This window comes from Flexibacter flexilis DSM 6793, from assembly GCF_900112255.1.
Lineage (GTDB): Bacteria > Bacteroidota > Bacteroidia > Cytophagales > Flexibacteraceae > Flexibacter > Flexibacter flexilis.
The window spans coordinates 1-26,794 of the sequence record NZ_FOLE01000010.1 but is presented as its reverse complement, the minus strand read 5'-3'; the positions used below and the strand labels follow the sequence as shown (position 1 = coordinate 26,794).

The following is a 26,794-nucleotide window of genomic DNA, read 5'->3' as shown; positions in this document are numbered from 1 at the left end:
TTTCAAGCCAGCGCAATTGAATTGTAGTAAAACAACCCCCTCCAAACGCAAAAGCTGGAGGGGGTTTTTATTTGGGTTAGCTAATAGCCTTAATTTGCTTGTAATCAGGAAAATAATTGTCAGTTGATAAAACAGGGAACTGCTCTACTATAGCCTGTGAGATAATGAGTAAATCGAATGGGTCGGCGTGCGGCTTCCCATTACTCGTCAAAACTTTTTCCACATTAACAACATTCAAATAATGTTCTGTTTTTGGTTTTAAAAGTTTGATACCTAATACTTTCCTATCACTTTCTAAGAGAGCAACAGATATATGAGAAAAGTCAGGTTTACCCATACGTCGCTTTATGGCTATTTCAAAGTAGCTTGCTTCGGATAAGTAGAATTCATTTTTTGCATTATTAAGAATGCTACGCTGTTTACTGCTTAATTTATCATATTTTTTTTCAAAAATATAAATAAAAATATTTGTATCAATAAGATATTTCATTTGCGTTTTCCAGTCTTAGCTCTTTCATAAGGCTTGAGTACCATAGCACCTAACCCCGTATATCTACCTTTTGGGATATGTTTTTCCGCAAGCTCCAATACACTCAATTTTTTATTTTTGAGTTTTTGGGAATTATCACCTTTATCTTGTGTTTTCATCGTTTATCTGCTGTTATTACTGAAACAAATATAGTCATTTTATTGTATCATTACAACCTACCAATAAATACATTAGATTTCTGTCTATCTGCAATTTGCAACTAATTTCACAAAAAAAAATGTATGATTACAAGGGTAAACAAAAACCGCGAGAACTGTACTAATTCTCGCGGTTTTTTTGCTAATTATCCAACTTATCCAGTGCATTATCAAGCGTTTGCAGTGATAATTCAGCGTAATACTGCTGTGTAATTACGGTGTTGGCGTGGCCAAGTGTGGCCGAAACCGTGTCTATGGTTGCGCCCCGATTCAATAGCTCAAATGCTTTTGTAGCGCGTGCCTTGTGAAACGTAACTTTTTTTACACCTGTAATTTCTCTAATTATTTTCATTAAAACTTGTATTCTAAGATTATGCTGTTTTTTATACAATTTTGCATCAAAAGCATCAAAATACTGACTGAAATTATATTGATATTTTTGCCAAAGCCCATGCGCTTTGGCTGACAAATGCGTGCGAATCACGCTACTGCTTTTTTTTCTACGAGCCACGATGTACAGGCGTTCCCCATAGGCTACAACATTAGCCTGCGTAATTGTTGCACAATCAGAGAGCGACAAACCAGTTTGGCAAGCAAACAAGAATATTTCTGCATACGGTTTGATTTTTGGGGCAAAGGCGTAATTTTCGATTTTTTCCAAATCCTCTTGTGTTAGGTAGGTGAGTTTTTCGCGTTTTTTCGCCTTTACCACAATGCCGCGTAACGGATTTTTTACGATTAATCCCTCGTCGATTGCAAATAAAATTACTTGTTTGATTCGCCCAAAATAGACTTTGGCCGTGCCCGTATTTTTTTGCTGAAATACAGACAAATAATTGTCTATCAGTGGCCTAATTTCCGAGATTTTAGTAGAAAACTCGGGGTGTTGCTTGGCGTATTTTTCAAACCATTGAATGTAAAAATGCGGCTTTCCCATCCTTCTTGCCACGTCAAAAAAACAAATGTCCTCCGACGGCGTTTGCGAAGCGGCCGCAGGCTTGTTTACTTCTACGATTTTGATTGTGTTGCCTCGTTTGCGACGTATGTATTCGTCTTTAATGTCGTTGGCTGCAACCGATTTTTGAGACATAGACAAAAATGTGTGTATGTCGGTGATGGCTTGCTTGGCCAGATTGATTTGTGATTGCATTTGGCCGAGTAGTTCGGGTTTGGCGACAAGCCCAAGGGCAAAATTACCTGATTTTTCACCGTCCAGAATCACGTACGCGTAGATAGGTGCTTCGCCTTTTTTGTTTTTTTGTTCCAACCGATGAAACGTGTAGATGGTCATTTTTTTTAGAGATCATCAACATAGTATTGTTTGTTTAAATAATTGAACAAACACAATAATACTATTTTAGTGAGTAAAATTAGTGAGTAAATTATAAGATTCTGATATTCAAATCATTTACTTTACTAATACTATTTTCTGTTGCTGACAATCAGACACATACTGTAATTTATTGAATTTATTTAAAAAATACCCCATTTATTTAAAACCTTCTTAAAAAAAATACAGCAAACCAACGATATTTGTGCCTATTTTTGCAGGCTCATTTGCATAACACTATTTTCACTTATCTATTATCCGATAGGAAATGAATAAACTATACTTTTGGCTATTTATATGTTGGCTTACAAGCCCCGTTGTATTATTGGCACAAAGCCCCAGTTCAATTACGCCAGAAACACGCTGGCAGCAAGCACAGGCATTGTTTGAGCAAGGAGCATACGCCCAGACACTCGAAACACTGCGCCCACTCACTGCCATTTCGGCCAACAACACCTTTGCTCCGCAAGCCAACTACTTGTATTCTCTTACGCTTTACAAACAACACGAACTAAAGCAAGCGCAAGGAGCTGTGGAAAATTTATTGCAGAAATTTCCGCAATGGCCACAAATTACCGAAGCCTATTATTTGGCGGGTGTAATTGCCGCCGAACGCCAACAATGGAGCAAAGCCTTGCAGTTTTGGCAATTTGCTTATACCGATGAGCTAAAAACCGACCTTAACAATGCTAAATTGCGTTTGCTCGCGCCCTCCCCGACCGATACCTTGCGTTTTTTACAAGAAAAATATGCCGCCGATGCGACATTGGCCTTTATGCTGGCCAATCGGCTTTCTTCTTCAAGCCGCGATGCTGACAAATTATTGTTAGACAAACTACAACACGGCTTCAATTTCAGTGAATTTAAAACCACTGTCGCGCAAGAAAACACTAATAATCAAACATTTAATATTGCAGCATTATTGCCATTCGCTCACCAAAATACGAATTACAAAGCAGCGAATCGAAGCAATCAGCCAATTTTGGATTTTTATATTGGGATAAAAATGGCCATAGATGAGTTGGCTAGCAGCCGAAACATTAACATCAATCTGATGGCTTACGATACGGAAAAGAATGCAAGCAAAATCCAGAGCCTTTTGGCCTTGCCAGAGGTGAGCAAAGCCGACATGATATTGGGTCCTATTTATCCGCAAGGAGCAGCCGAAATCGCCGCTTTTGCCCAAGAAAAACAAATCATGTTGCTCAATCCGCTTACCAGCCAACGCCAATGGGATTCTACTAATCAATGGGCTTATATGAGCGAAGCTACCGCCGAAACACAAACCAAACGTGTGGCGGAATTTTCTGCTAAAAACCTGAAAGGCAACAAAGTAGCTATTATTTATGGGGTAACTAGTAAAGATACCATGATGGCCAACTTATACAAAAAACTCATGGAAGCGGAAGGCCGTAACATAGCTCTTTACCGACAAGTAGGTAAAAACAGCGCTGCTAATTTGGTAAAGTTCCTATTTCAGGCAGGTATAGACAGTACCACAAGCCATATTTTTGTACCCAACGACGAACCTTTGGTTAAAATTCAGTTAATGGGAGCAATGGGGCTACTTCACCTTAAAGTTCCAATTATAACCTATGATACATGGTTACAATCCACTGATTTTACGTTTGAGGAATGGCAACGCCGAAATACGCATTTTATCTATCCTACTTACATCGACGATGACAACGAAGAAGTTAAACGTTTCAAGAAAAAGTACATAGAAAAAATAAAAATCATGCCTTCTATACGTGCATTTCAGGGTTATGACTTGATGATGTATTTTGGCGGATTATTTGCGGATTATGGCAAAGACTTTCGTAGCAAATTACGCACAGAATCTTACAGGAAAGGAATTTTATTGTCGGGATTCGATTATAGAGGCGGAACTGATAATCAGTTTGTTCCTATTTTTAAAATTGAAGACCTTAATCTTAAACTCGTGAACCAACCAGAATAATTTATCATATGACAAGAGCAAAGCTCTGCCTTCTATTGAGGACGGAGCTTTTTATTAAAAAAAGTCAATTTTTATCAAAAACACTACACATGTTTTAATCGAAAATATCCAGAATCGGCATAAAACACTGAATGACAGTTGATTTAATAAAAACTAAAGGGTATTTTTGGGTCTGCTGTTGCACAAAAAGCATAATATCCAACGACAATTATTATCTTTATCTACCTAATCTTATTTGTTGCAATGAACTACGACCATTACTACTCATCCAAAAACAAGCATTATGTATTATTAATCTTACTCTTGTTGATGAGTGGCTGCCAGCTATACGACTATGGGGCGAAAACTCGGGGTTCTTCATTTATATACCACTTTCATCCATTCGTAAAAAACGTAAAGCATTGCAAAAAGATGCCCGCTTATGGTGCGAATCAGAAAAGAAAAAAGAAAAATAAAGGCTATACCCCACCTGGAGGCTCTAGAAGTTTGGCCACCAATCCTCCTCCTCCTCAGCCTGTGGCCAGTACTAAAACTATTATGGAAAACGGGATTCCGATGATTATCAGTACAGAGCCAAGCCCCTCGCCTGTCAAAATTCGTAAAGATTTACCCCCACCAGATGCTACGCTAACGCCCGATAAAGTAAAAAATTATAGAACAAATGGAACAAAACCTAAATTAGTACTGGCTCCTGTCCATTTTGATTCGGGCAAAGCAGATGTAGATGTAGGGGCTAGTTTACAATTTCAGGAAGCTTTGGAGTACGGTTTATTAGGCTACCATATTCTAATCGAAGGCCATACTGATGACGTCGGAACGGCAGAATCCAATCTCCGACTTTCGATGAAACGCATCAACGAAATCCGAACAATGCTCATACACGTAGGCATCGACGACAATCACGTTTCCATTATGCCTTACGGCGAAAGTATGCCGCTTGTTCCTAACACTAGCGAAGTCAATCGCCACAAAAACCGTCGCGTACAATTCTTAATATTCTAGCAAATACCATAAAAAAGCCTCCTTTACAATGAAGTAAAAGAGGCTTTTTTATGTAGAAAATTTACTAAACTAATCTACGTTATCACTCAAGTATTTGTTATTGCTACTCAAGTCATTGTTTTCACCAAGTGTATAGCGCGAAACATTACTTTGATTTGAATTAGGAACATTGTTTAATTTACGTTCCTGGCGCATATAGGCAGGCTGATCCAAACTCTGTTTCATTTCATTGTCCCAAGCTCTTGGCATTTCCTGACCATGCCCCGCATTACCAAGTACCTCTTTTCTTCTCTGTTGAGCTTTCAGTTCAAAAAGTTGTCTTTGCAACTCTCTTTCTCTTTCACTTTGTACAAGACCCTGATCGTAAGGGTTACGAGAGGCAGGCTGAATATTTATGTTATCGTCCAAGGGAAGTACTTCTCTTGGAGTTTCTGGTCTTACCACAGGCTCATTTTTGGGAGCAACTGGTTCATTTTTAGGCAAATTATCCTCTACCACCACAGGCGGCAATACGGTATTAGCCAAAGGAACAGGCTCTGACACTGGCAACTCCTGAGCAAGAGGAGCTACGGGCAACGGCGTAGGCACTTTATTGCCTTCTTCCATTGCTGATGGCGGAGTAGGTGGCGGAGTACGATGTACTGGGAGCACAATATGACCCGTATCCAAATCTTTCACCTTTGCCAATTCTACCTTTTTGCTATGCTCGTCTTCAAAACCTGTCGCGATAACAGTAACACTGATCTTATCCCCAAGGCTAGGATCAATAGAGTTACCATAAATAATATCCGCGTTTTCGCCTGCTTGCTCTTGTATATATTCAGAAATAGCAGCAAACTCGTCCATCGTCATCGATGGAGAATCGCCAGATATAATAGAAAGCAATATTTTTTGCGCTCCTCTAATTTCTCTGTTATCCAGCAAAGGAGAAGCTAATGCCTGTTGAGCCGCACGAATAGCGCGATCTTCGCCCGACACTTCTGCCGAACCCAACACAGCTGTACCCGAATTTTGCATAACGGTTTTCACGTCTTCAAAATCCACGTTTACTTCGGCATGACGCGTAATCACTTCGGCAATACTGCGTGCAGCCGTCGTCAATACCATATCTGCCTGAGCATAAGCCTCTTTAATAGACATATTGCCAAACATTTCACGAATTTTATCATTCAAAATGACCAATACCGTATCACAGTATTCTTTCATTTCCGAAATTCCGACTTCGGCTTGCTTACGCTTGCGAGGTCCTTCAAAAGCAAACGGAGAGGTTACAATTCCAACCGTAAGCAAACCCTGCTCTTTAGCCACCCGAGCAATAACAGGTGCAGCACCAGTACCTGTACCGCCACCCATTCCAGCCGTGATGAAAACCATTTTGGTATTATCTATAGCAATAGTTGCACGAATATCGTCTTCGCTTTCCACGGCAGCGTCGCGCCCTTTGGTTGGATTCGCTCCCGCACCAAGTCCTTCGGTAAGTGCTTTACCAATTTGCAAACGTGTAGGCACTGGGCTTTTCTCCAAGGCCTGAGAATCTGTATTACAGACAACAAACTCTACGTCTTTGATGCCTTGTCCATACATAAAATTAACTGCATTGCTGCCACCTCCACCAACGCCAACAACTTTAATAATTGATTTATGGCGGTCGGGTAATTCGAAGCTGTGTACTTTTTCTTTCATAATCGCAATCTGATTTTTTTTGATTGAATAATTAGAGAGGCAGATATAATAGTGTAGCGTTTTTATTAATAATCAGTATTATCTGTTTTATTAATATCGTCATCTAGGATAATTTTAAGCGATTTTTCTTTTAATTTATCCCAGAATGAAGGTTTTTTTTCTGATTTGGAGGCAGTTTCATCGGCAGGTGCTGGTACATTCTGATTTTTTACTTCTTGGCCATAACGAGCCTGATAGTTGTTCACACGCGAATCAAAGGATTGAAAACCTGCCAAAGTAAGCCCAACAGCCGTAGCATACATGGGGTCTTTAATCTTGTGCACATCTTTAAACCAAATCTGATGGGTTGGTTCTCCGATACGCGTCGGCAAACCTGTTACCAGTTCCACCAACTGTACCATATTTTTGAGTTGCGCCCCACCGCCTGTAATAACAATACCGCCAATTAACGAACGCTCATAACCCGAATAAATTATTTCGCGATGAACTAATTCTATAATTTCCACAACACGTGCTTCAATAATGCTTGCTAAATTACGCATTGATACCTCCTTCGGTTGGCGGTTTTGAGAACCAGGAATAGAAATAATGCTATTTTCATGCACTTCTACTTCCAACGCATGGCCAAAACGGGTTTTGAGCAATTCGGCTTGCGATTCAAGCACCATGCAACCCGTCTTAATATCAGCAGTAATCACATTGCCACCAAATGGAATAACAGCCACATGGCGTAAAATATCTTTATAAAAAACAGCAACGTCTGTTGTTCCTCCACCGATGTCCACCAAAACAACACCCGTTTCTTTTTCTTCTTCTGTCAGTGCCGACATTGAAGAGGCGATAGGTTCTAACATCAAACCATTATCATCAATTATAAGTCCAGCGCGTTTTACACTCAACTCTATGTTTTTGATTGCCCCTACTTCTGCCATTACTACCTGAAAATCAGCTTCTATTTTACTTCCGTTCGAGCCCACAGGGTCAGGAACGCGCATAAAAGAGTCCACCAAATAATCTTGCGGTATTACGTGAATAATTTTACGGCCAGCAGGTACAAGAGTCCGATACATATTGCTGTTCAGGTTCTCTATATCAGTAACCGAAATAACATCGTCGTTGTGCGGACGCACATATACACCATGTTGTTGCAAACTACGGACGTGTTGCCCCGCAATCCCCACATTAACCACCTTAATATTGATATTAGACTGTTGCTCAGCCTCCTTCACTGCTGCAATAATAGCATCAGTGGTTCTATCAATGTTAAAAACGTTGCCATTTACAACTCCTTTAGATTCGGATTTGCCGACACCTAAAATTTCCAGTTGGCCATTTGTATTAAGTTTGCCGACGATCGCGCATACTTTGGTTGTGCCAATATCAAGGCCGACTACAATTTTATCGTTTTGCATAGCATGGCTGGTTGTTTGTTATAAGAGTTATTCACAAATAATTTGGTTGTTATACTTAAGTATCACTTTGCTATAATAATTCCAACCTTTGGCAGGAACGATTTGCTTATAAAATGTACTCAGTTTACTAAATTTCAATTCTATATCATCGGGTTTTCCAAAATCAATGATTTGTTTGCCCATTTGCGGATACATCACAATGTCGCCATACTCATCTATGTACAGATGCACTATCATTTTTTGCCAAAAAGGGTCGTCGTTAATAAAATTAACCAAATCAAAAATCTTCCCTCCTTGCTCATCCTCTTTGAGACTAACAGTAGTGAGTCGGCGTGCCCCCGCTCCTTCCAACAACAAAACACGCGCCGTATAACGAGGAGATACAGGCAATATTTCGCCCATACTACCCAAATACGAATCGCGGCCTTTACTGCGCAACACCCTTGCTACTGGCTTTGCCTGAGAGACTTCCACCAGCATGTTCCCTGCATAGTCGTGTGAGATTTGTACACTGTTTACAAATTTATTCTTTTTTACCTCTTTTTCTAAACGTTTCAGATTTATCTCACTATAGCGTTTACCTGTTAGCATATCATTTTGTCCTGCCGACAATAAGGCCAAAACATCGTTTTCTCCAACAAAATGATTTTCCAACTGATTAGCAATCCTTACTTCTATATTCCTGCACACTCGGCTTGTTTGGCGTTTCCCTGCAAAACCAACCAACACAAAAAAAACAACTAGAAGAAAGAAGGCCTTAACACTTGGTTTAACTTTAGATTGAGCAAATCCTATGTTCATTTCTTTTACAAAAATGGTGTAATTTTATCAATGATTTTCAATAAAGGGGAATTTTATTTTTGCACAAGGAAAATTTCCTTTCGTGGATAACTCTAACATTCCTTTGTGAATAAGTCTCCAATTGGTTTTACCAAAGTATCTATGTCCCCTGCCCCAACAGTTGCCAATACTTCTATTGGCCAATCTTTCAAAAGTCCTAAAACTTCAGAAAGAGTACATCTCACCTTTTTAGGACAATTTATTTGAGCAAAAATCATATCAGAATTAACCCCTTCTATCGGTAATTCACGCGCGGGATAAATATCCAACAAGATAAGCTCGTCGGCCATGCTCAATGTCTGTGCAAAACCTTCCGCAAAATCGCGCGTCCGTGTGTATAAATGCGGCTGAAATATCACTGTAAGTTTTTTACCCTGATATAATGTTTTTACAGACCGAATAAATGCTTCAATCTCTGTCGGGTGGTGTGCATAATCATCAATATAAACTACTTTATCATTTTCCACCACATACTCAAAGCGGCGTTTCACCCCTTTATAACACTCCAAAGCCGCCTTTATCACTTCCGCAGGCACACCCATCTGCAAAGCTGAAGCCGCCGCAGCCGTCGCATTATCTATGTTATGAAACCCTGGCATTTGCAAACGAATCCCATCTATCTGTACACCTTCAGGCGCAACAAGGTCAAATACTGATCTGTGTTTTTCCACACGCAAATTTACAGCACGATATTCTGCGCCTTCTTCCTGTCCAAAATGACTGATTTTCACACCATCTTGCACGCGATACGACAACTCAAGTCCTTTTTTGATAATCAAAGAACCATTCTTTTTGATTTGGCCAATATAATCGGCAAACGATTTTTGCAAAGCCTGCTTGTCGCCGTAAATATCCAAATGGTCTGGGTCGGCAGAAGTAACAATGGCTATCGTCGGGAAAAGCGTCAAGAACGAACGGTCAAACTCATCGGCTTCCACCACTACCACCGAATCTTCGGCAGGTTTTTCGCTCAATAATAAATTTGTGCCGTAGTTCTGCGTAATTCCACCCAAAAACGCTGTACAACCACGCTCGGCGTACTGCAAAATATGCGCCACCATCGACGACGTAGTCGTTTTGCCGTGCGTTCCAGCCACGCCCACCGTAAAATTACCTTTCGTAATCAAGCCCAACACTTGCGAACGCTTCATTAGCGTAAAAGCATTGGTCTTGAAATAAGTCAGTTCCGTATGCGTCGGGGGAATCGCTGGCGTATAAACCACCAAAGTTTGCAACGGATTGCCCAAAATGGCTTGGTCTATCAATTTAATATTGTCTTCAAAATGCACTTTAATTCCTTCGCTTTGTAACTGGTCGGTCAGTGGCGTTGGCGTTTTGTCGTAACCCGAAACCAAAAAGCCATTACGCTGAAACCAGCGTGCCAAAGCACTCATGCCGATCCCCCCAATTCCGATAAAATATATATTCTGAAGGTTTTTAAGTTCTACTGACAACATTTTGTTCTGTTATTTATAAAAAATATAAACTAAAAATTTGTTATTTGGAAATGTTAATAACTTCGTCTGCAATTTGGCTTGCAGCATCTGGTCGGCCAAGTGTAGCAATGTTTTGTTTTAATTCTTGTTGCAAAGCAGTGTTTTGTAACAAATCCAAGACCTTCCCCACCAACTCCTGACGAGCCGCCGCATCAGTTACCATCAAAGCCGCCTTTCTGGACACCAAAGCCATCGCATTTTTGGTCTGGTGGTCTTCTGCCACGTTAGGCGAAGGCACCAAAATCGCGGGTTTGCGCACCAAGCACAACTCCGACACCGACAACGCACCCGCACGCGAAACCACTACGTCTGCCGCCGAATACGCCAAGTCCATTCTATTAATAAAATCAAACACTTTCACCGACTCGTAGGCCTGCGCAGCAGCTTTTGCTCGTTCGGAAAAATGCTTTCCTGTTTGCCAAATCACCTGACAGCCCGCCGCTTGTAATTTTGCCAAACCTTGTTCCATGCTTTCGTTGAGCGTGCGTGCGCCCAAGCTACCGCCAATCACCAAAAGCACTGGAGCAGACGCATTTAATCCAAAAAACGACAACGCTTCAGGATTTTTATCCGTTACGCTCACAATGTCGCTGCGCACAGGATTGCCTGTAAACATGATTTTATTTTTCGGAAAAAATTTATCCATGCCCTCATAAGCCACACAAATTTTGGCAGCCTTCGAGGAAAGTAACTTGTTAGTAACACCTGCATACGAGTTTTGCTCCTGAATGAGCGTAGGCACACCCAAACCCGAAGCCGCCCACAACAAAGGCCCACTGGCATAACCGCCCACGCCAACGGCTACATCTGGCCGAAAATCTTTCACGATTTGGCGAGCCGCCCACAAACTCTTTACGACTTTTATCGGGAAAGACAAGTTTTTGAGCGTGAGTTCGCGTTGAAAACCCGCAATATCCAGCCCAATAATTTCGTAACCTGCGGCAGGTACTTTTTGCATTTCCATACGGCCTTGCGCTCCCACGAAAAGAATTTCGGTAGCAGGATTTTTGGCCTTTAAAGCATTGGCGATAGCGATAGCGGGATAAATATGTCCGCCTGTGCCTCCGCCGCTAATAATTACACGCATTTTGTTTTATTTTTTCTGATTAGCAAAGCGAGGTTTTTCGGGTAAATTAATACTCTCGTCAATTTCTCCCCTGCTTACACTTAAAATGATACCAAAAGAAAGTCCCGTGAAGAGCAACGAGGTTCCGCCCATACTCAACAGCGGCAAAGTCTGTCCCGTAATCGGGAAAAGCCCCACGGCTACGGCCATATTGACCATGGCCTGAATAGCCAAACTAAAACTCAAGCCCGCCGACAGCAGCCCCCCAAACGCATTTTTGCTGTTTTGGGCGGCCACCATGCCCCGATAGAGCAAAAGCAGATACAGCCCCAAAACAAAAACACCGCCCACCATACCATATTCTTCGATAATGACCGCGTAAATCATATCCGAAAAAGCTTCGGGCAAAAAATCTTTCTGCATACTATTGCCCGGCCCGAGTCCAAAAGTTCCGCCGTTGGCAATGGCAATAAATCCTTGTTCGGCTTGCGGCTCTACTTCGCTTGGGTCAAGATAGCGTTCGATACGTGCCACCAACGTGCGACCACGTTGCCCCACAAAAAATGCCACCGTCCCGACCAACATGCCGATAATCACCAAACCCGCCAAATAGCGCATTGGCACGCGACCAATGAACAGCAACAACATACACGTCATAAACAACATGATGGCCGTCGAAAAGTTGGTCAGGGCAATGCAGCCACAAATCACACCACACCAACCCAGTACAGGAATTACGCCGTCTTTGAGGTCGTCAATGTTATGTTGGCGTTTGGCAAGCATTCCCGCCACACTCGAAATCAAAGCCAATTTGGCCAAATCCGAAGGCTGGAATCCTTGATTAATGACAGGGATAACTATCCAACGGCTCGCATTGTTGGCACTCGAACCAAAAAAATAGGTATAAATCAGCAAAGGCACAGAAACAATAAGAGCCAAACGCGCAAGTTTGGCATAATAACGATAGTCTATTTTGTGTGCAAACCACATCAGCACAAGCCCGCCAGTCACTAATAATGAGTGCTTTACGAGATAATACTCCGTGCTGCTATCGCCTCCGTTGCCTTTTATCATGCGCTTGTAGGCCAAGGAACTGATAGCACTATATACGACCAAAATCCCCAACAACGAAAGCAATATCACGACCATCCAAATCATTGGGTCGCCTTTCGCGTGTCGGTCTGTCCATGCTTTTACTTTTTTATACTCAACAAACATTGTCGTAAATTTTCAGATACTTTTTATTAAAATCAGGCTCACCAATAAGCCGCATTGTTTACAGCGAATGCAACGACTCGTCGTCTAAATGCTTGACTTGCAACTTAAATTGGTCGCCTCTGTCTTCGTAGTTGCGGAACAAATCGAAGCTGGCACACGCAGGCGAAAGCAAAACCACATCGCCATTTTCGGCCAAATGTGCTGCTTCCCGCACGGCATCAGCGATGCTGTACGTGTCCACGATTTTGGTTACTTTTCCGTCAAAAGCCTTGTGCAATGGCTCATTGTCTTTGCCCATACACACCAACGCTTTCACTTTTTCCAAGACCAAATTTTCTATCAAAGAATAATCGTTGCCTTTGTCCACACCGCCCGCGATAAGCACCACAGGTTGTTTGAAACTATCCAAGGCATATTTCACCGAATCCACGTTCGTGGCCTTAGAGTCATTCACAAAACGCACACCGTTAATAGTGGCCACTTCTTCCAAGCGGTGCGGCGCATTTTGAAAAGTTTTAAGTCCTTCTTCTATTTTTTCGGGAGAAACGCCCCACAAAGCCGCCACCAAAGTCGCGCCCATCGCGTTCAGATAATTGTGTTTTCCGTTGATAGTCAGGCTTGTATGCGCCACATAAAAACGCTGACCGTTTGGCAACATAAAATGTAATTGGTCGTGGTCGGAATATGCGCCTGTTTCTACCTTTTCGGCAAGCGAAATCGGCAACAAATTCGTTTGTAAAGTCCTGTTAGCCAATTCATTTTGTACTACTTCGTCTTGCTGATACGTGATAAAGTAGCCGCTCTTGTCCATGTTTTGCAACACCCTGAACTTCGAATTGATATAATTTTGGAATTTGTATTCGTAGCGGTCGAGGTGGTCGGGCGTGATGTTGGTCAAAATCGCAATATCAGCCTTAAATTGATACATGCCGTCGAGTTGGAAACTGCTCACTTCCAGCACATAATACTCAAATTTGTCTTCGATTACTTGACGCGCCAAGCTCTGCCCCACGTTGCCAGCCAAGCCCACATTCAGGCCAGCCATGCGCAACAAATGATACGTGAGCAAAGTGGTTGTCGTTTTGCCATTGCTGCCCGTAATGGCTACAAATTTGGCTTTGGTAAAGCGTGCGCCAAACTCCAATTCGGAAATGACAGGTATATTTTTTTCGTGTAAAGCCTTGATAATCGGAGCTTTTTCGGGAATACCTGGACTTTTCACCACTTCGTCTGCCGACAAAATCGCGTCAAAATCGTGGCCGCCTTCCTCGAAAGCAATACGCGCATCTATCAAATCTTGTTTGTAGCGGTCGCTAATGTGCGCCGCATCGGATACGAATACTTCAAAACCTTTGGCTTTGGCCAAAAGTGCCGCTCCAACGCCGCTTTCTGCTGCTCCTAATACAACAATTTTACTCATTTTCTTCTTTTATTTTAGTTAAAATTAACTAAACAAATTCACTTAAAAAAAGCGAAATTTATTTTTTATCGTAATTTTAATGTTCCTAACGTAATGGCCGCTAAAACTATCGCCACAATCCAAAATCTTGTAACAATTTTTGCTTCGTGATAATTAAGTTTTTGGTAATGATGATGCAACGGCGACATTTTAAAAATTCTGCGTCCTTCACCGTATTTCTTTTTGGTATATTTAAAATAAGAAACTTGAATCATTACTGATAAATTTTCTACCAAAAATACGCCACAAAGTACCGGAATTAGCAATTCTTTGCGAATACTCAACGCAATGACAGCAATTACGCCACCCAGTGCCAAACTGCCCGTATCGCCCATAAAAACTTGTGCGGGATACGAGTTATACCACAAAAAGCCTACACACGCGCCCACAAAAGCCGCACAGAAAATCACCATTTCGCCAGAGTTAGGAATGTACATAATCCCCAGATACTCAGCGAATACGATATTGCCTGACACGTAAGCCAAAATCGCTAACGTAAGGCCAATAATAGCCGAAACGCCTGCGGCAAGGCCGTCTATACCGTCCGTGATATTTGCGCCATTGGAAACGGCAGTGATAATAAAAATCACCAAAACCACGTAGCCAACCCACGTCCAATCACCCAAAAAGCTGAATATTTTTTTATAATCTAATTCATTATTTTTGAAGAAAGGAATCGTTGTAATCAACGATTTTTTATCTTGATATTTAAAAGATTTGGCCGCTGTTTGGTCTAATTTTTGGGCAAAAGATTGATTTTCTTTTACTGAAACTGATACTTTTTGAGACGTATATTCACGTACACGTACGTCATTATGAAAATATAAAGTAGTACCTACAATTAAACCCAAACCAACTTGCCCAACAATTTTAAATCTGCCGTGCAAACCTTCTTTATTTTTCTTAAAAACTTTGATATAATCGTCCAAAAAACCAATCATTCCCAGCCAAATAGTAGATACAATTAGCAAAATAATATAGATATTTTCGATACGCGCAAAAAGCAACGTAGGCACTAAAATACCCGCCAAAATAATGAGGCCGCCCATCGTGGGAGTTCCTTGTTTTTGAACTTGGCCATCCAGACCCAAATCGCGCACCGTCTCGCCTACCTGCTTGTAGCGCAAATAATTGATCAGGCGTTTGCCGTACACCGACGTAATGAGCAAAGACACGATAATGGCCGCCACCGCCCGAAACGAAATATATTTGAAAACACCCGCTCCGAAGAAGTCGAATTTTTCGTCCAAATAACCAAATAAGTGATATAACATGACGTTTTCTTGTTTTTGTTTTATAGTGTTGAAAAAATCGCTTCTATTATTTTTTTGTCGTCAAATGGGTATTTCACGCCCTTAATTTCCTGATACGTTTCGTGCCCTTTGCCCGCCACCAACACAATATCGTGCGGTGCCGCCATCGCGCAAGCCTTGCGAATGGCCTCTTCGCGGTCTATGATGGTTTGGGTTTTGCGGAAGTTGGAAGGCGTAACGCCAGCCTGCATTTGCGCCAAAATATCTTCGGGTTCTTCGTCGCGCGGATTGTCGGAAGTCAAAATAACGTGGTCGCTAAACTGGCAAGCCACACCCGCCATAATGGGGCGTTTGGTTTTATCGCGGTTGCCGCCACAGCCCACAATCGTTATAACTTTCTCATTTCCAGTGCGTAATTCGGCTATTGTTTCCAGTACATTTTGCAAAGCATCGGGCGTATGGGCATAATCTACAATCGCCGTAATGCCATTGGCCGACACGATGCGGTCAAAACGACCCACCGCCGACGGCAACGACGAAAGCACGCGCAACACCTCGTCCGAGTCTTCGCCCAACGAAACGGCCACGCCATACACGGCCAACAAATTGTAAGCGTTAAAATTGCCAATCAACTGAAACCACACTTCTTGTTGGTTGATTTCCAGATGCAAACCGTGCAAACTATTGCTGATAAGTCGCGCACGAAAATCGGCCATTGTTTGTAACGAATAGGTTTTGATATTGGCCTTTGTGTTTTGAACCATTACGCGACCGCGTTTGTCATCGATGTTCACCAACGCGAAAGCCTGCACGGGCAACTCATCAAAAAGTTGCTTTTTGGCTTTGATATAATTGTCAAAAGTTTGGTGATAGTCCAGATGGTCGTGCGTAATGTTACTAAAAGCCGCTCCCGCAAATTGAATACCCGCAATACGATGTTGTACAATAGCGTGCGAACTGGCTTCCATGAAACAATACGTGCAACCTCTACGCACCATTTCGGCCATCAGTGCATTGAGTTGCACAGCGTCGGGCGTGGTATGCGTGGACGGAATCACTTCGCCATTAATTTCATTTTGAACCGTAGAAAGCAAACCCACATTATAACCCAATGCCCTGAACAGGCGGTAAAGTAATGTTACGGTTGTTGTTTTGCCGTTTGTTCCCGTAATGCCCACTACTTTCATTTTGGCAGACGGATTATCATAAAAACGCGAAGCCATCAAACCCAAAGCCTTTTCCGAATCGCGCACCTGCACGTACGTAATGCCTTCGGTGCGGGTTTCGGGAAGTGTTTGGCAGACAATGGCCGTAGCTCCTTTTTCAATGGCTTTGCTAATATACTGATGTCCATCTACTTGTGTGCCGACGGTTGCCACAAACACATTGCCTTCTGTTACGCTGCGAGAGTCGAAAGCAATCCCCGAAACGGGTTTGTCGGTGTGGCCGTCGGTGGCTAAAAGCTGAACTTTATATAATAATTCTTGTAACGTTTTCACTATCAAAAATTTAACAGATTCGAGGTTAGCTTAACTTTATTTTAAATGTAAATAAATCGTATTTCCGCGATAAACTCGCGCATTTGGCGAAATAGATTGCGTATAGACTCGTCCGCGCCCCGTAAATTCCACCAACAAACCTTTATTTTCTAAGACAAACAAGGCATCTTTAAGCGTCATGCCGCGCGTGTCGGGTACTATATTATCCTCCACTTTGCGTAAACGCCACATCACCGATTTGTTAGAAGCCTCAGCGCGCACCCAATATTCCTTGCTGTTATCGTCTTCGACAATGGTTTTGTTCATGTAATTGGAAATGCCCATTTTATCGCATAATTCATGCAAATCAGAGAAATTACCAACCTGAATGAGCGGGAACGAGCCATCGTCTTTGCCTTTTTCGAGCGGACGAATTTTGTGCATTTGCATATCACGCGCATACACTTTGTCGGCAATTTCCTTAAACACTGGCGCGGCCACATCACTACCCGAATAATTGAACCCTTGCGGATTGTCAATCACCACAATACAACTATATTTTGGTTTGTGGGCAGGAAAATAACCCGCAAACGAAGTATAGTAATTTTGGGTATAATGCCCGTTTATGAGTTTTTGCGCCGTGCCCGTTTTGCCTGCAATTTTATAATCCGCATTGCGAATATTGCTTGCCGTGCCGCGTTCTACCACACCTTCCAACATACTGCGCAGCGTTTCGATTGTTTTTTCCGAACAAATTTCATCGCGCAAGACAATCGGTTCAAAAGTTTCTATCACGTCATCGGCTCTGGACACCTCCGTTACGATAATCGGCTGAATCATTTTGCCATTATTGGCCACTGCATTATAAAACGTCAGGATATGCAACGGGGAAAGCAACATTTCGTAACCCACTGAAAGCCAAGGCAAAGAAGTACCGCTCCATGTCGGGTCAGACGTTTTTTTGATGTACGGCTTTCCTTCGCCTTTCATCTGAAAACCCAGCGGCTCGGCCAAACCAAATTTGCTCAAATATTCCAAAAAACGTTGGGGCGTTGCGCCAAAATGCCGCACCACCAGTTTAGAAACCGCCACATTGGAAGAGCGTTCAAAGGCATCTTGCACCGTAATAACACCATAACCACCTGGTTTTGAGTCGGTCATGTCGCGGTCATAAAAACGATAACGGCCATTTCCTGTCTGAATCGTGTCGGTGGACTGTATCTTATTTTCCTCCAAAAGAGCCATGTAGGAAGCCAATTTAAACGTAGATCCTGGGTCAAAACGCCCTGCCACCGCATAATTTTCTTTTTCTACATAATTGCCTTTTCCGTCGCTACCCAAATTGACTACCGCTTTCAAATGTCCTGTTTCCACCTCCATCAATGCCACGCAACCAAAGTCAGCGCGGTGATATTGCAAGGCTTTTTTGAGTGCCGTCTCCGAAACGTCTTGTAGATTAATGTCAATCGTGGTTTTGATGTCGTTGCCGTCGAGTGGCTCAATTTCGTTGCCATCGTTTACGGGTTTCCAGTGGCCGCCTGCCAATCTTCTGTACAAGGCTTGTCCGTTTACGCCTGCCAAAAATTTATCAAAACTAAATTCCAACCCTGCGCCCTGATGGTCTTCGTTCACGTAGCCAATGGTACGCATGGCCAGTTCCTCAAACGGACGTTTGCGGTTATATACTTTCTCGAAAATCGCACCGCCTTTTATTTTTCCCAAACGGAAAATTGGCCAGTTCATCATTTTCTTTTTTTGCTGATAATCAAGTTTAAAGCCTCTGTTCAGGTACAAATAACGTACTTTTCGGGCGCGAGCATCTACGAGTTTGCGGCGATATTCGGCAGGACTTTTATCTCTAAAAAACTGCGAAAGCACCAAAGACAAAGAATCTATTTTTTCATTAAAAATCTGCTTGTCGCAGGCTGTCGGGTCGAAAGCCAAGCGATAATAAGGCAAAGAAGTAGCCAACAAACTACCATTGTCCGAATAAATATTTCCGCGCGTAGCAGGCACTTCGCGGTTACGCAACACGTGCGCACGACCCATTTCCCGCCATTTGTCGCCCGTAATCCATTGCACATGAAAAATTCGATATACAATGCCTACGGCCAAAACCAATACGGCCAAAAATGCAATCCTTGCACGAATCGTAATATCTTTTTTAATGCTCATTTTCAGATACTTAATCAAAAACTACTATTCCTCTAACTCTATTTTTTGAGGCGGAACAGAACTTTCCTCCAAGCCCATCGGTGCCACTCTTTTGGCTACTTCCGATTGCTTGCTTCGCAACATATAATCCGCTTTCAGGGACGTATAATCCACGCGCAAATCCTCCGTTTCGGCTTTTACTTTGGTGAGTTGCACAATGGTTTTATTCGCAAAATGGCTGTTTCCGATATAAACAATGCCCAACGCAGCCAAAAACAAGATACGCGGCAAATATTTGGGAGGAATGCCGTTGGCAAAAATCTCGTCTAACTGAAGCAACCCATCAATAAAACCAAAAATACTTTTGTTGCCTTCGCTTTTTTCGCGTTTGACACCGCCACCACCCGACGGTTTCGACGAAGCTTTAGATTGATTAGCGGGCATATTTTTAGGGGTATTTTTCATCGTGTTATCCTATTTTTTCGGCAATACGAAGTTTTGCGCTACGTGCGCGATTATTTCGCGCCAACTCTTCTTCCGTCGCCTCGATGGGCTTGCGGGTTACGCTTTGCAAGGGTTTTTGTTCGTTGCCAAACAAATCTTTTTCAACTTCTCCGAAAAATTTACCTTTTGCAATGTAATTTTTCACTAATCTATCTTCCAACGAATGATAAGACATCACCACCAAGCGGCCATCGGGCTTTAGAATCTCGGCGGCTTGTTCAAGCATTTCTTGTAGGGCTTCGAGTTCCTGATTTACCTCAATACGCAGAGCCTGAAACACTTGTGCATAATATTTATGTTCTTTGCCGCGTGGCGCAACCGCCGAAATCACTTGTTTGAACTGCTGTATCGTCTCGATAGGCTGCTTGAGGCGCGATTTATAGACCAAAGCCGCCAACGTCTTGGCATTTTTCACTTCGCCATAAATCCCGAAAAGTTTGTGCAGTTTGTCTTCCGAATAAGTGTTAATGATTTTGGCCGCCGTCAGTGTGTCGTTTTGGTTCATGCGCATATCCAAATTGCCATCAAAACGGGTAGAAAAACCGCGTTCGGGCGCGTCTATTTGGTGCGAGGAAATGCCCAAATCCGCCAACAAACCATCTATTTTGGTAACGCCGTGCAGCTTCAAGTAACGCTTTAGGTATCTAAAATTAGCCTCAATGAGCGTAAAACGCTTAGAATCAAAACCTTTGGTATTTTCGAGGGCATCTTCGTCTTGGTCGAAGGCATAAAGTTTGCCCGTCGTGAGCTTGGCCACGATAGCCGCCGAATGGCCGCCACCGCCAAAAGTAACGTCCACGTACACGCCGTCTGGCCTGATATTCAGTCCATTAATACATTCCTCCAACATCACAGGCACGTGATACGCCATTTCTGTATTCATTTTCGTATTTTTCGTAACAATTAAACTCTTACTTGAAGTGCCTCTCCCCTATTGGCTTGTTTATAGAGATTTAGCCGCTTCATTTCCTAAAATTTCTTGTGCTTTTTGAGAAAAAACCTTCGCGTCTTGCAGCAGATTTTGCTCATAATTTTTCAAATTCCAAAGCTCTATTCTATTTCCCACCCCGACGGCCACGATGTCGGCTTCCAGTTGAGCATAATTGAGCAATGTTTTGGGTAAAAGTAAACGAGATTGTCCGTCAAGTTCTATTTCGGTGCTGCCTCGCAAAAAACTGCGCTGAAACAAACGATATTCTTCTTCAAACTCGTTGAGAGCCAATACTTTTTCTGCTATTTTTTCCCAAGAGGGCAACGGATACAACACTACACACGGTTCAAAACCACGCAGAGCCACCAACACTTGCGCGGGTGCTTCTGGCAACTTGGCTTTGAGGCGTGCAGGCAAGACCAAGCGGCCTTTTGCATCCAATTTGCAGTCATATTCTCCTGAGAAACAAAGCATTATCGCTCTTATAATATTTTACCTATACGAAAAAGCACAAATACAAAATTAGAAATCATAAGTAACAAATCAAACCACTTTTTACCACTTTCCTCCATTTTGCACACAAATTTTAGTAAAAATCCCGAAAAACCTAATTAACTCCCTGACAATCAAAACACAAAAAAGAAAATATCTGTATAATATCTGATAGTCAGATATTTACAAAGGATTTCCCAATTTTAATACTTCTTTAATCGAGATTATAAAAATTTAATTATTTAGCCGTAACAGACAAAAAAAGAAGGAAAATAAAAGCTTCGAGGATTCCGAAGCCGTTTTAAATAGTCACTATCGTTTTTAAATATATGGTAATTACAGATTTCACGCCTACGGCGTTAAAAACAGAAAATGCCGTATTTTCACTACCAATATTTCAATCCTAACGGATTTTATAAAATCGTATCACAAAAAGCCTTTAGGCTTAACATTTTTGTATTAAAACAAATTTCAAAGATTTCATAGCTACAACATTTAAAAACGGAATATTATCGCATTTCCGCTACCAATACTTCAATCCTAACGGATTTATAGAATCGTATCACAAAAAGCCTTTAGGCTTGGTGTTTTTGTAGTAAATCGGTTTGGTAATATGAAAAACGCCACAGGCGTGGCATCTCGCATAGATTCCCACACCAACGCGCGGCCATCGTTTTGGAAAATAAACATACATTCTATCGGATTTTGTGATAGCTTTGCAGGGCTTAAAGCAAGACTTTAAACTATATCATAAAATATTAAATACCAGCATATTACCCATGAATAACGAAGCCATCGGCAAGCTCCAAACCGACATAGAGCCATTGCGCCAGCAAATCATTACGCACCCCGTTTATGCCCAAATCCAGACACCCGAAGAGTTGCGCCTCTTTATGCAGCATCACATTTTTGCGGTGTGGGATTTTATGTCTTTGCTCAAAACCCTCCAAAATGCGCTGACCTGTACGGCAGTGCCTTGGTTTCCGAAAGGTGATGCGCAAGTGCGTTATTTGATTAACGAAATCGTGGCGGGTGAAGAATCCGACGTGGACGCACACGGAAACCGCAAAAGTCATTTTGAATTATATCTGGAAGCCATGCAAGAATGTGGTGCTGATACCGAGCCGATTATGCAGTTTTTGGCAGCATTGCAAAATGGACAATCTTTAGAACAAGCCTTTGAAACGGCGCAAGTGCCTACACACGCCCGCGATTTTGTGCGCTATACGTTTGAGGTAATCCAAAGCGGCAAAGCACACGTACAAGCCGCTGTGTTTACGTTTGGGCGCGAAGACTTGATTCCGAGTATGTTTCACCACATTATCAAGGATTTATGCGTTAATTTCGAGGTAAATATTAGCATTTTCCAATATTATCTGGAACGCCACATCGAGGTAGATGGCGACCACCACAGCCATTTGTCGTTGGAAATGACCCAAAATCTTTGCGGCGAGAAAGCCGAACACTGGGCGCAGGCACAAGAAGCCGTCGAAAAATCATTGCAAATGCGCAAACATTTGTGGGACGGTGTGGGGCAAACCATTGCCAAACAAAAAACTTTGGTCTAAAAAGACAAAAAATTAATTTAATAAAAAACTGAATAACAGCGCATTGGCTTTCATAACATAAAAAAAACAAAAAATTTCTGCAATAAATTGTCGTAGAAATTTGATTCGTTTGAGATAAAAGCTATATTTGCGCTCCAAAATTTTAAAACAAGACTGTTGCGATGGCAAAAAAAGGTAATCGAATCCAAGTGATTCTCGAATGCACTGAGCATAAAAACAGCGGTATGTCGGGTACATCTCGCTATATCACGACAAAAAACCGCAAAAACACTACTGAGCGTTTGGAACTGAAAAAGTACAACCCAGTGTTAAAGAAATATACAATCCACAAAGAGATTAAATAATCATGGCAAAGAAAGTAGTTGCAACCCTGAAAAAAGCTGATGCAGGCAAGGCTTACACAAAAATTATCAAGTCTGTGAAGTCACCGAAAACAGGTGCTTACACTTTCCGTGAGGAAATCGTACCTGCTGACCAAGTTCAAGAATTCTTGGCTTCTAACAAGTAATCAAAGATTTTGCCCTCAGTGGCTAATCCGAAAAGTCCCTTTTGCAAGAAAGGGACTTTTTTGTGTTGCTTCTTGTGGATTTTAAATTAACTTCGCAGTGAATTGTACTCTTGCTTTAGAAATACAAAATTTAAAACAAATATTTGCACTTCTGTAAGGAGTTTACAAAATACTGGTTGGCCTACGTGCAACGGCACGGGGTTTGTTTGAACATTTAAGCAATCGCCAAGCGAACACACATAAAATCGCGGCGTTTCCGTAAAAATTATGGGTTTATTTGATTTTTTTAGCAAAGACAAAAAAGAGTCTTTGGACAAAGGTTTGGAAAAAACCAAAGAAAGTTTCTTTTCCAAGTTGGGCAAGGCCATCATGGGCAAATCTACTGTAGATGCCGAAGTGCTGGACGAGTTGGAAGGGGTTTTGGTTAGTTCTGATGTGGGTATTGAGACGACATTGAAAATTATACAGTCCATAGAAGAGCGCGTGGCACAAAACAAATACTTGAATACCAGCGAACTGGACAGAATTTTGAGAGAAGAAATCGTGAAGTTGTTGGCCGCAGAACCGCAACCCAACTACACCTTTTCTTTACCCGAAAAGAAACCTTATGTAATGATGGTGGTAGGCGTAAATGGCGTGGGCAAAACCACTACCATTGGCAAACTGGCCTCGCAATTCCATAAAGCAGGCAAAAAAGTGGTGCTTGGCGCAGCTGATACGTTCCGCGCGGCAGCCGTTGACCAACTTAAACTTTGGGGCGAGCGTACAGGCGTGCCTGTAATTTCGCATGGCATGAACACCGACCCCGCTTCGGTGGCGTTTGATGCCGTGAAACAAGCCGTAGAACTAAATGCCGACGTGGTGATTATCGATACGGCAGGCCGTTTGCACAACAAAGTAAACTTGATGAACGAGCTAAGTAAAATTAAGCGCGTGATGCAAAAAGTGATTGCAGATGCACCGCACGAAGTGTTGTTGGTACTTGATGGCAGCACAGGTCAAAATGCCATTATGCAGGCGCAGGAGTTTACCAAAGCCACCGACGTAACGGCTTTGGCGGTTACCAAACTTGACGGCACGGCCAAAGGTGGCGTAGTGATTGGCATTTCTGACCAGTTCAAAATACCTGTAAAATACATTGGGGTTGGGGAGAAAATAGATGATTTACAGTTATTTAACAAATATGAATTTGTAGATTCTCTTTTCAAAAAATAGAAAAACATGAAACGTAGCTCTCAAATTTCGTTGGTTTGGGTGATGGTGGGACTGTTGTTGGCGTTGGGGAGTAACGCCCAAACCAACAAAAAGACCACTAAAAAAACAAGTAAAAGCACCGTGCTTCCCTGCCCGTTGGTGAAACAAGGCGTTACGGGTAAAGTGGTGTTCAAGTCGGGAAATATGATGCCCACTATTGACCAAAAACCCACAGGAAAGACCGAAAGCGTAGCCCGCGAAGTGTTTATTTTTAAGGTTACGAAAATGAATGACCTTATTTCTAAAACAGATGATAATTTCTACGAAAAACCGAAAACCAAATTGGTTGCGTCGGTTTGGACAAAGAAAAGCGGTTGTTTTGCCGTGCATCTGCCCGAAGGTGAATACTCCGTGTTTGTGAAGGAAAAAGGAAAGTATTATGCTAATTCTTTTGATGGAGATGGGAAAGTGTTTCCTGTGAAAGTAACAGAGGGTTTGGCCTCCGACATCGTCTTCGAAATCAATTACGCAGCCGTATATTAAACGAGAAAGGAGCTAATAAATAGCTCCTTTTTTATTACCACATCAAAAAAAGACGCATTAAAATGCGTCTCTATGGGTAAATTATAATATCATGAATGATACGCACAGCAGTGCGTATGTACAAGAATATCAATTCATTTACTATTATTTTATAAGCCGAATTTGTTGGTATTGGGGAGCTTTGCCGTCCTGTACTAGCCGCAAGTGATAGATACCTTCAGGTAAGTCTGCCACCGATAGCATTAGTAAATTCGTTTCTGACAAAGTAACAGATTTGAGTCGTTGGCCTACACTATTGCATAACTCCAAACTCCCCGTCTTCACATAGTCGGCAAAGGAAATATTAAGCACCTCTCGCGCTGGGTTCGGGTAGATACTAACTTTGGATGAATTACCAATGATTGGCTTGCTACTCGTTACCAACCAACTACTATCCGTCTCTGGCAAATACGGCAAGCCGATACCACCCACTTTCATAAAATACAAATCGTAAAAAGCAGGACTGGGACTATCTATATAACCTGCAAAAACAGCATCACCGTCGCCTGTGAAGGTGATATTGGATACCACTGCCGTATTATTATATACACTCGTATAATAATTATTCCAGACTATACTACTATCTATAGATATTTTGCGCAACAAGGCCTTGGATACTGTACCATTGGGCGGTACCTGCGCTCCCGCTATCACCACCGAAGAATCTGAAGTAATATGAGGCAATTGAATACCACCTAATTCCTCATGTCCCCATTTTTTTACATAGTTTTTATCATACAGACCTACATAAAATTTTTTGGTTGGGGAGCCTATATTGCCCATCGTTACAATATATTGCTGATTGACAAATTGTTGGACATAGCCTGCATATATCTTCGCATACGTCGGGCGCGTATAAAAAATATGCTGCCGTACCACATTCCCACTCGTATCCAACTCCATACCCCATATCGAACTATTCACACTGCCTGATACCCAATAATGGCCATTGGCCATACCCTCCACATAATAGCCCTCCGTGTAATAACCCAAATTAAATGACTTGGCCCATACCAAATCCCCATTGCCCCTATAACGACCTACATACGCATCCCATGCCATGTTAGGGGTGCTGCTAAACGTCGTCTGACCCACCACTAACAAGTCCCCATTGTTCATACTCTTCCCCCTGCAATTGGAAACAACATTCCCATTATTCCCCACCATATACATGTGTGTATAATGCGCCAATACTACCCCGTTACTATCCAACTTCAACAAATGCTGCTGGTAATCAAATGCACCTTCCTGCGCTACTATCCAATAATGAACACCATCTCTATCCTGCGTAATTGAGGCTGCTTCCGAGGTGATTATATTCAAATTCTTGACCCATGCCGTATCCCCATTCGACAACAACTTCCCTACATACAAGCCTCGATAACTACAGTCTATGCCGAATTTGCACAATGAACCTGTAAACAAATAATTTGAGGATTGAGGCATCGGGACTATCGCATCAGCATAATCCATATCATATATATCATACTTCTTCTCCCACAATACCGATTGACTATAAACAACTTTGCTTAAAAACAGCAGTAATAACAATAGTAGATTTCTTCGCATAATCTTAGTCTTTTAATTGAATAAATGGGGCAAGAAACTAAACGTCCCTTGCCCCATTTGGCTTGGTTAATGAATCACGGATAATGGATGACTTACCCCATCTACTTTGAGTACATAAATGCCTGTGTGAAGCGAGGTCAAAGACATTTCTGTTTGCTCACTCTGCGATACCTCACGTTGCAACAACTGACCCGTAACACTCATCAGTTCTATGACGCTACCCGCCTTGCTCTCTATCATCACTTTATCTCGCGCGGGGTTCGGGTAGATACTAACCTTCGCGCCACTGCTCAAAACTGGCTTACTGCTCGTTACCAACCAACTACTATCCGTCTCGGGCAAATACGGCAAGCCAATACCGCCCACTTTCATAAAATACAAATCGTAAAAAGCAGGACTTGGACTATC

General features: G+C 42.1%; 25 protein-coding genes. 7 read left to right on the top strand and 18 right to left on the bottom strand.

Features of this window, described 5'->3' with window-relative positions:
- Nucleotides 1-76: 76 nt before the first annotated feature.
- From BM090_RS14620 to BM090_RS14615, 3 genes are all read right to left on the bottom strand, one after another.
- The gene (locus BM090_RS14620; protein WP_091514923.1) at nt 77-490 is read right to left on the bottom strand and encodes a type II toxin-antitoxin system VapC family toxin; all 414 of its coding nucleotides are present in this window, start codon (nt 488-490) and stop codon (nt 77-79) included.
- Nucleotides 487-648, bottom strand: coding sequence for a hypothetical protein (locus BM090_RS18460; protein WP_177199956.1), 162 nt, complete (start codon nt 646-648; stop codon nt 487-489). Before BM090_RS18460 ends, BM090_RS14620 begins: the two co-directional genes overlap by 4 nt.
- A 181-nt stretch (nt 649-829) precedes the next feature.
- Nucleotides 830-1,978: a tyrosine-type recombinase/integrase gene (locus BM090_RS14615; RefSeq protein WP_091514920.1), complete on the bottom strand. Its 1,149-nt coding sequence runs from the start codon at nt 1,976-1,978 to the stop codon at nt 830-832.
- Between the two features lie 307 nt (nt 1,979-2,285).
- On the opposite strand from BM090_RS14615, the gene BM090_RS14610 reads away from it, so the two are divergent.
- Both BM090_RS14610 and BM090_RS14605 read left to right on the top strand, forming a co-directional pair.
- Nucleotides 2,286-3,977: an ABC transporter substrate-binding protein gene (locus BM090_RS14610; protein WP_091514916.1), complete on the top strand. Its 1,692-nt coding sequence runs from the start codon at nt 2,286-2,288 to the stop codon at nt 3,975-3,977.
- A 411-nt stretch (nt 3,978-4,388) separates the two neighbouring features.
- Complete coding sequence (locus BM090_RS14605; protein WP_177199955.1) at nt 4,389-4,979, top strand: OmpA family protein; 591 nt, start codon at nt 4,389-4,391, stop codon at nt 4,977-4,979.
- A 69-nt stretch (nt 4,980-5,048) separates the two neighbouring features.
- Here the strand turns inward: BM090_RS14605 and ftsZ are convergent, their stop codons facing one another.
- The 13 genes from ftsZ to mraZ form a co-directional block, all read right to left on the bottom strand.
- The gene (ftsZ, locus tag BM090_RS14600) at nt 5,049-6,662 is read right to left on the bottom strand and encodes a cell division protein FtsZ (protein ID WP_091514907.1); all 1,614 of its coding nucleotides are present in this window, start codon (nt 6,660-6,662) and stop codon (nt 5,049-5,051) included.
- A gap of 65 nt (nt 6,663-6,727) precedes the next feature.
- Complete coding sequence (gene ftsA, locus BM090_RS14595; protein ID WP_091514903.1) at nt 6,728-8,074, bottom strand: cell division protein FtsA; 1,347 nt, start codon at nt 8,072-8,074, stop codon at nt 6,728-6,730.
- A gap of 27 nt (nt 8,075-8,101) precedes the next feature.
- Nucleotides 8,102-8,764, bottom strand: a complete 663-nt coding sequence (locus BM090_RS14590) for a cell division protein FtsQ/DivIB (protein ID WP_177199954.1) — start codon at nt 8,762-8,764, stop codon at nt 8,102-8,104.
- A 203-nt stretch (nt 8,765-8,967) separates the two neighbouring features.
- Nucleotides 8,968-10,371 carry a UDP-N-acetylmuramate--L-alanine ligase gene (murC, locus tag BM090_RS14585; RefSeq protein WP_091514896.1) on the bottom strand — a complete coding sequence of 468 codons (1,404 nt, stop codon included), beginning with the start codon at nt 10,369-10,371 and terminating at the stop codon, nt 8,968-8,970.
- A gap of 40 nt (nt 10,372-10,411) precedes the next feature.
- Nucleotides 10,412-11,497, bottom strand: a complete 1,086-nt coding sequence (gene murG / locus BM090_RS14580) for an undecaprenyldiphospho-muramoylpentapeptide beta-N-acetylglucosaminyltransferase (RefSeq protein ID WP_091514893.1) — start codon at nt 11,495-11,497, stop codon at nt 10,412-10,414.
- A 6-nt stretch (nt 11,498-11,503) separates the two neighbouring features.
- Nucleotides 11,504-12,694, bottom strand: coding sequence for an FtsW/RodA/SpoVE family cell cycle protein (locus tag BM090_RS14575; protein ID WP_091514890.1), 1,191 nt, complete (start codon nt 12,692-12,694; stop codon nt 11,504-11,506).
- A gap of 58 nt (nt 12,695-12,752) precedes the next feature.
- Nucleotides 12,753-14,114 (bottom strand): UDP-N-acetylmuramoyl-L-alanine--D-glutamate ligase, encoded by a 1,362-nt coding sequence (gene murD, locus BM090_RS14570; protein WP_091514886.1) that lies wholly within the window; start codon nt 14,112-14,114, stop codon nt 12,753-12,755.
- A 65-nt stretch (nt 14,115-14,179) separates the two neighbouring features.
- Nucleotides 14,180-15,427: a phospho-N-acetylmuramoyl-pentapeptide-transferase gene (gene mraY / locus BM090_RS14565; RefSeq protein WP_091514881.1), complete on the bottom strand. Its 1,248-nt coding sequence runs from the start codon at nt 15,425-15,427 to the stop codon at nt 14,180-14,182.
- Nucleotides 15,428-15,447: 20 nt separating this feature from the next.
- A complete protein-coding gene (locus BM090_RS14560; RefSeq protein ID WP_091514878.1) occupies nt 15,448-16,905 on the bottom strand; it encodes a UDP-N-acetylmuramoyl-L-alanyl-D-glutamate--2,6-diaminopimelate ligase in 1,458 nt (485 codons plus the stop codon).
- Between the two features lie 36 nt (nt 16,906-16,941).
- Nucleotides 16,942-19,059: a penicillin-binding protein gene (locus tag BM090_RS14555; protein WP_091514875.1), complete on the bottom strand. Its 2,118-nt coding sequence runs from the start codon at nt 19,057-19,059 to the stop codon at nt 16,942-16,944.
- A gap of 24 nt (nt 19,060-19,083) precedes the next feature.
- Complete coding sequence (locus BM090_RS14550; RefSeq protein WP_245756742.1) at nt 19,084-19,503, bottom strand: FtsL-like putative cell division protein; 420 nt, start codon at nt 19,501-19,503, stop codon at nt 19,084-19,086.
- Between the two features lie 4 nt (nt 19,504-19,507).
- A complete protein-coding gene (gene rsmH, locus BM090_RS14545; protein WP_245756741.1) occupies nt 19,508-20,425 on the bottom strand; it encodes a 16S rRNA (cytosine(1402)-N(4))-methyltransferase RsmH in 918 nt (305 codons plus the stop codon).
- A 60-nt stretch (nt 20,426-20,485) separates the two neighbouring features.
- Entirely contained in the window at nt 20,486-20,947 is a 462-nt protein-coding gene (gene mraZ / locus BM090_RS14540) for a division/cell wall cluster transcriptional repressor MraZ (protein ID WP_091514871.1), read from the bottom strand.
- Nucleotides 20,948-21,744: 797 nt separating this feature from the next.
- Here mraZ and BM090_RS14535 point away from each other — a divergent pair.
- From BM090_RS14535 to BM090_RS14515, 5 genes are all read left to right on the top strand, one after another.
- Complete coding sequence (locus BM090_RS14535; RefSeq protein WP_091514868.1) at nt 21,745-22,533, top strand: DUF3050 domain-containing protein; 789 nt, start codon at nt 21,745-21,747, stop codon at nt 22,531-22,533.
- A 161-nt stretch (nt 22,534-22,694) separates the two neighbouring features.
- A complete protein-coding gene (rpmG, locus tag BM090_RS14530) occupies nt 22,695-22,877 on the top strand; it encodes a 50S ribosomal protein L33 (protein WP_091514864.1) in 183 nt (60 codons plus the stop codon).
- 2 nt (nt 22,878-22,879) lie between these two features.
- The gene (locus BM090_RS14525; RefSeq protein ID WP_091514860.1) at nt 22,880-23,041 is read left to right on the top strand and encodes a DUF4295 domain-containing protein; all 162 of its coding nucleotides are present in this window, start codon (nt 22,880-22,882) and stop codon (nt 23,039-23,041) included.
- 267 nt (nt 23,042-23,308) lie between these two features.
- Nucleotides 23,309-24,256 carry a signal recognition particle-docking protein FtsY gene (gene ftsY / locus BM090_RS14520; protein WP_091514857.1) on the top strand — a complete coding sequence of 316 codons (948 nt, stop codon included), beginning with the start codon at nt 23,309-23,311 and terminating at the stop codon, nt 24,254-24,256.
- Nucleotides 24,257-24,262: 6 nt separating this feature from the next.
- The gene (locus BM090_RS14515) at nt 24,263-24,778 is read left to right on the top strand and encodes a hypothetical protein (RefSeq protein ID WP_091514853.1); all 516 of its coding nucleotides are present in this window, start codon (nt 24,263-24,265) and stop codon (nt 24,776-24,778) included.
- Nucleotides 24,779-24,922: 144 nt separating this feature from the next.
- Here BM090_RS14515 and BM090_RS14510 read toward each other — a convergent pair whose 3' ends face one another.
- Nucleotides 24,923-26,386: a T9SS type A sorting domain-containing protein gene (locus tag BM090_RS14510; protein WP_091514848.1), complete on the bottom strand. Its 1,464-nt coding sequence runs from the start codon at nt 26,384-26,386 to the stop codon at nt 24,923-24,925.
- A gap of 66 nt (nt 26,387-26,452) precedes the next feature.
- A partial coding sequence (locus BM090_RS14505; protein WP_143083993.1) for a T9SS type A sorting domain-containing protein occupies nt 26,453-26,794 on the bottom strand: 342 nt, incomplete at its 5' end.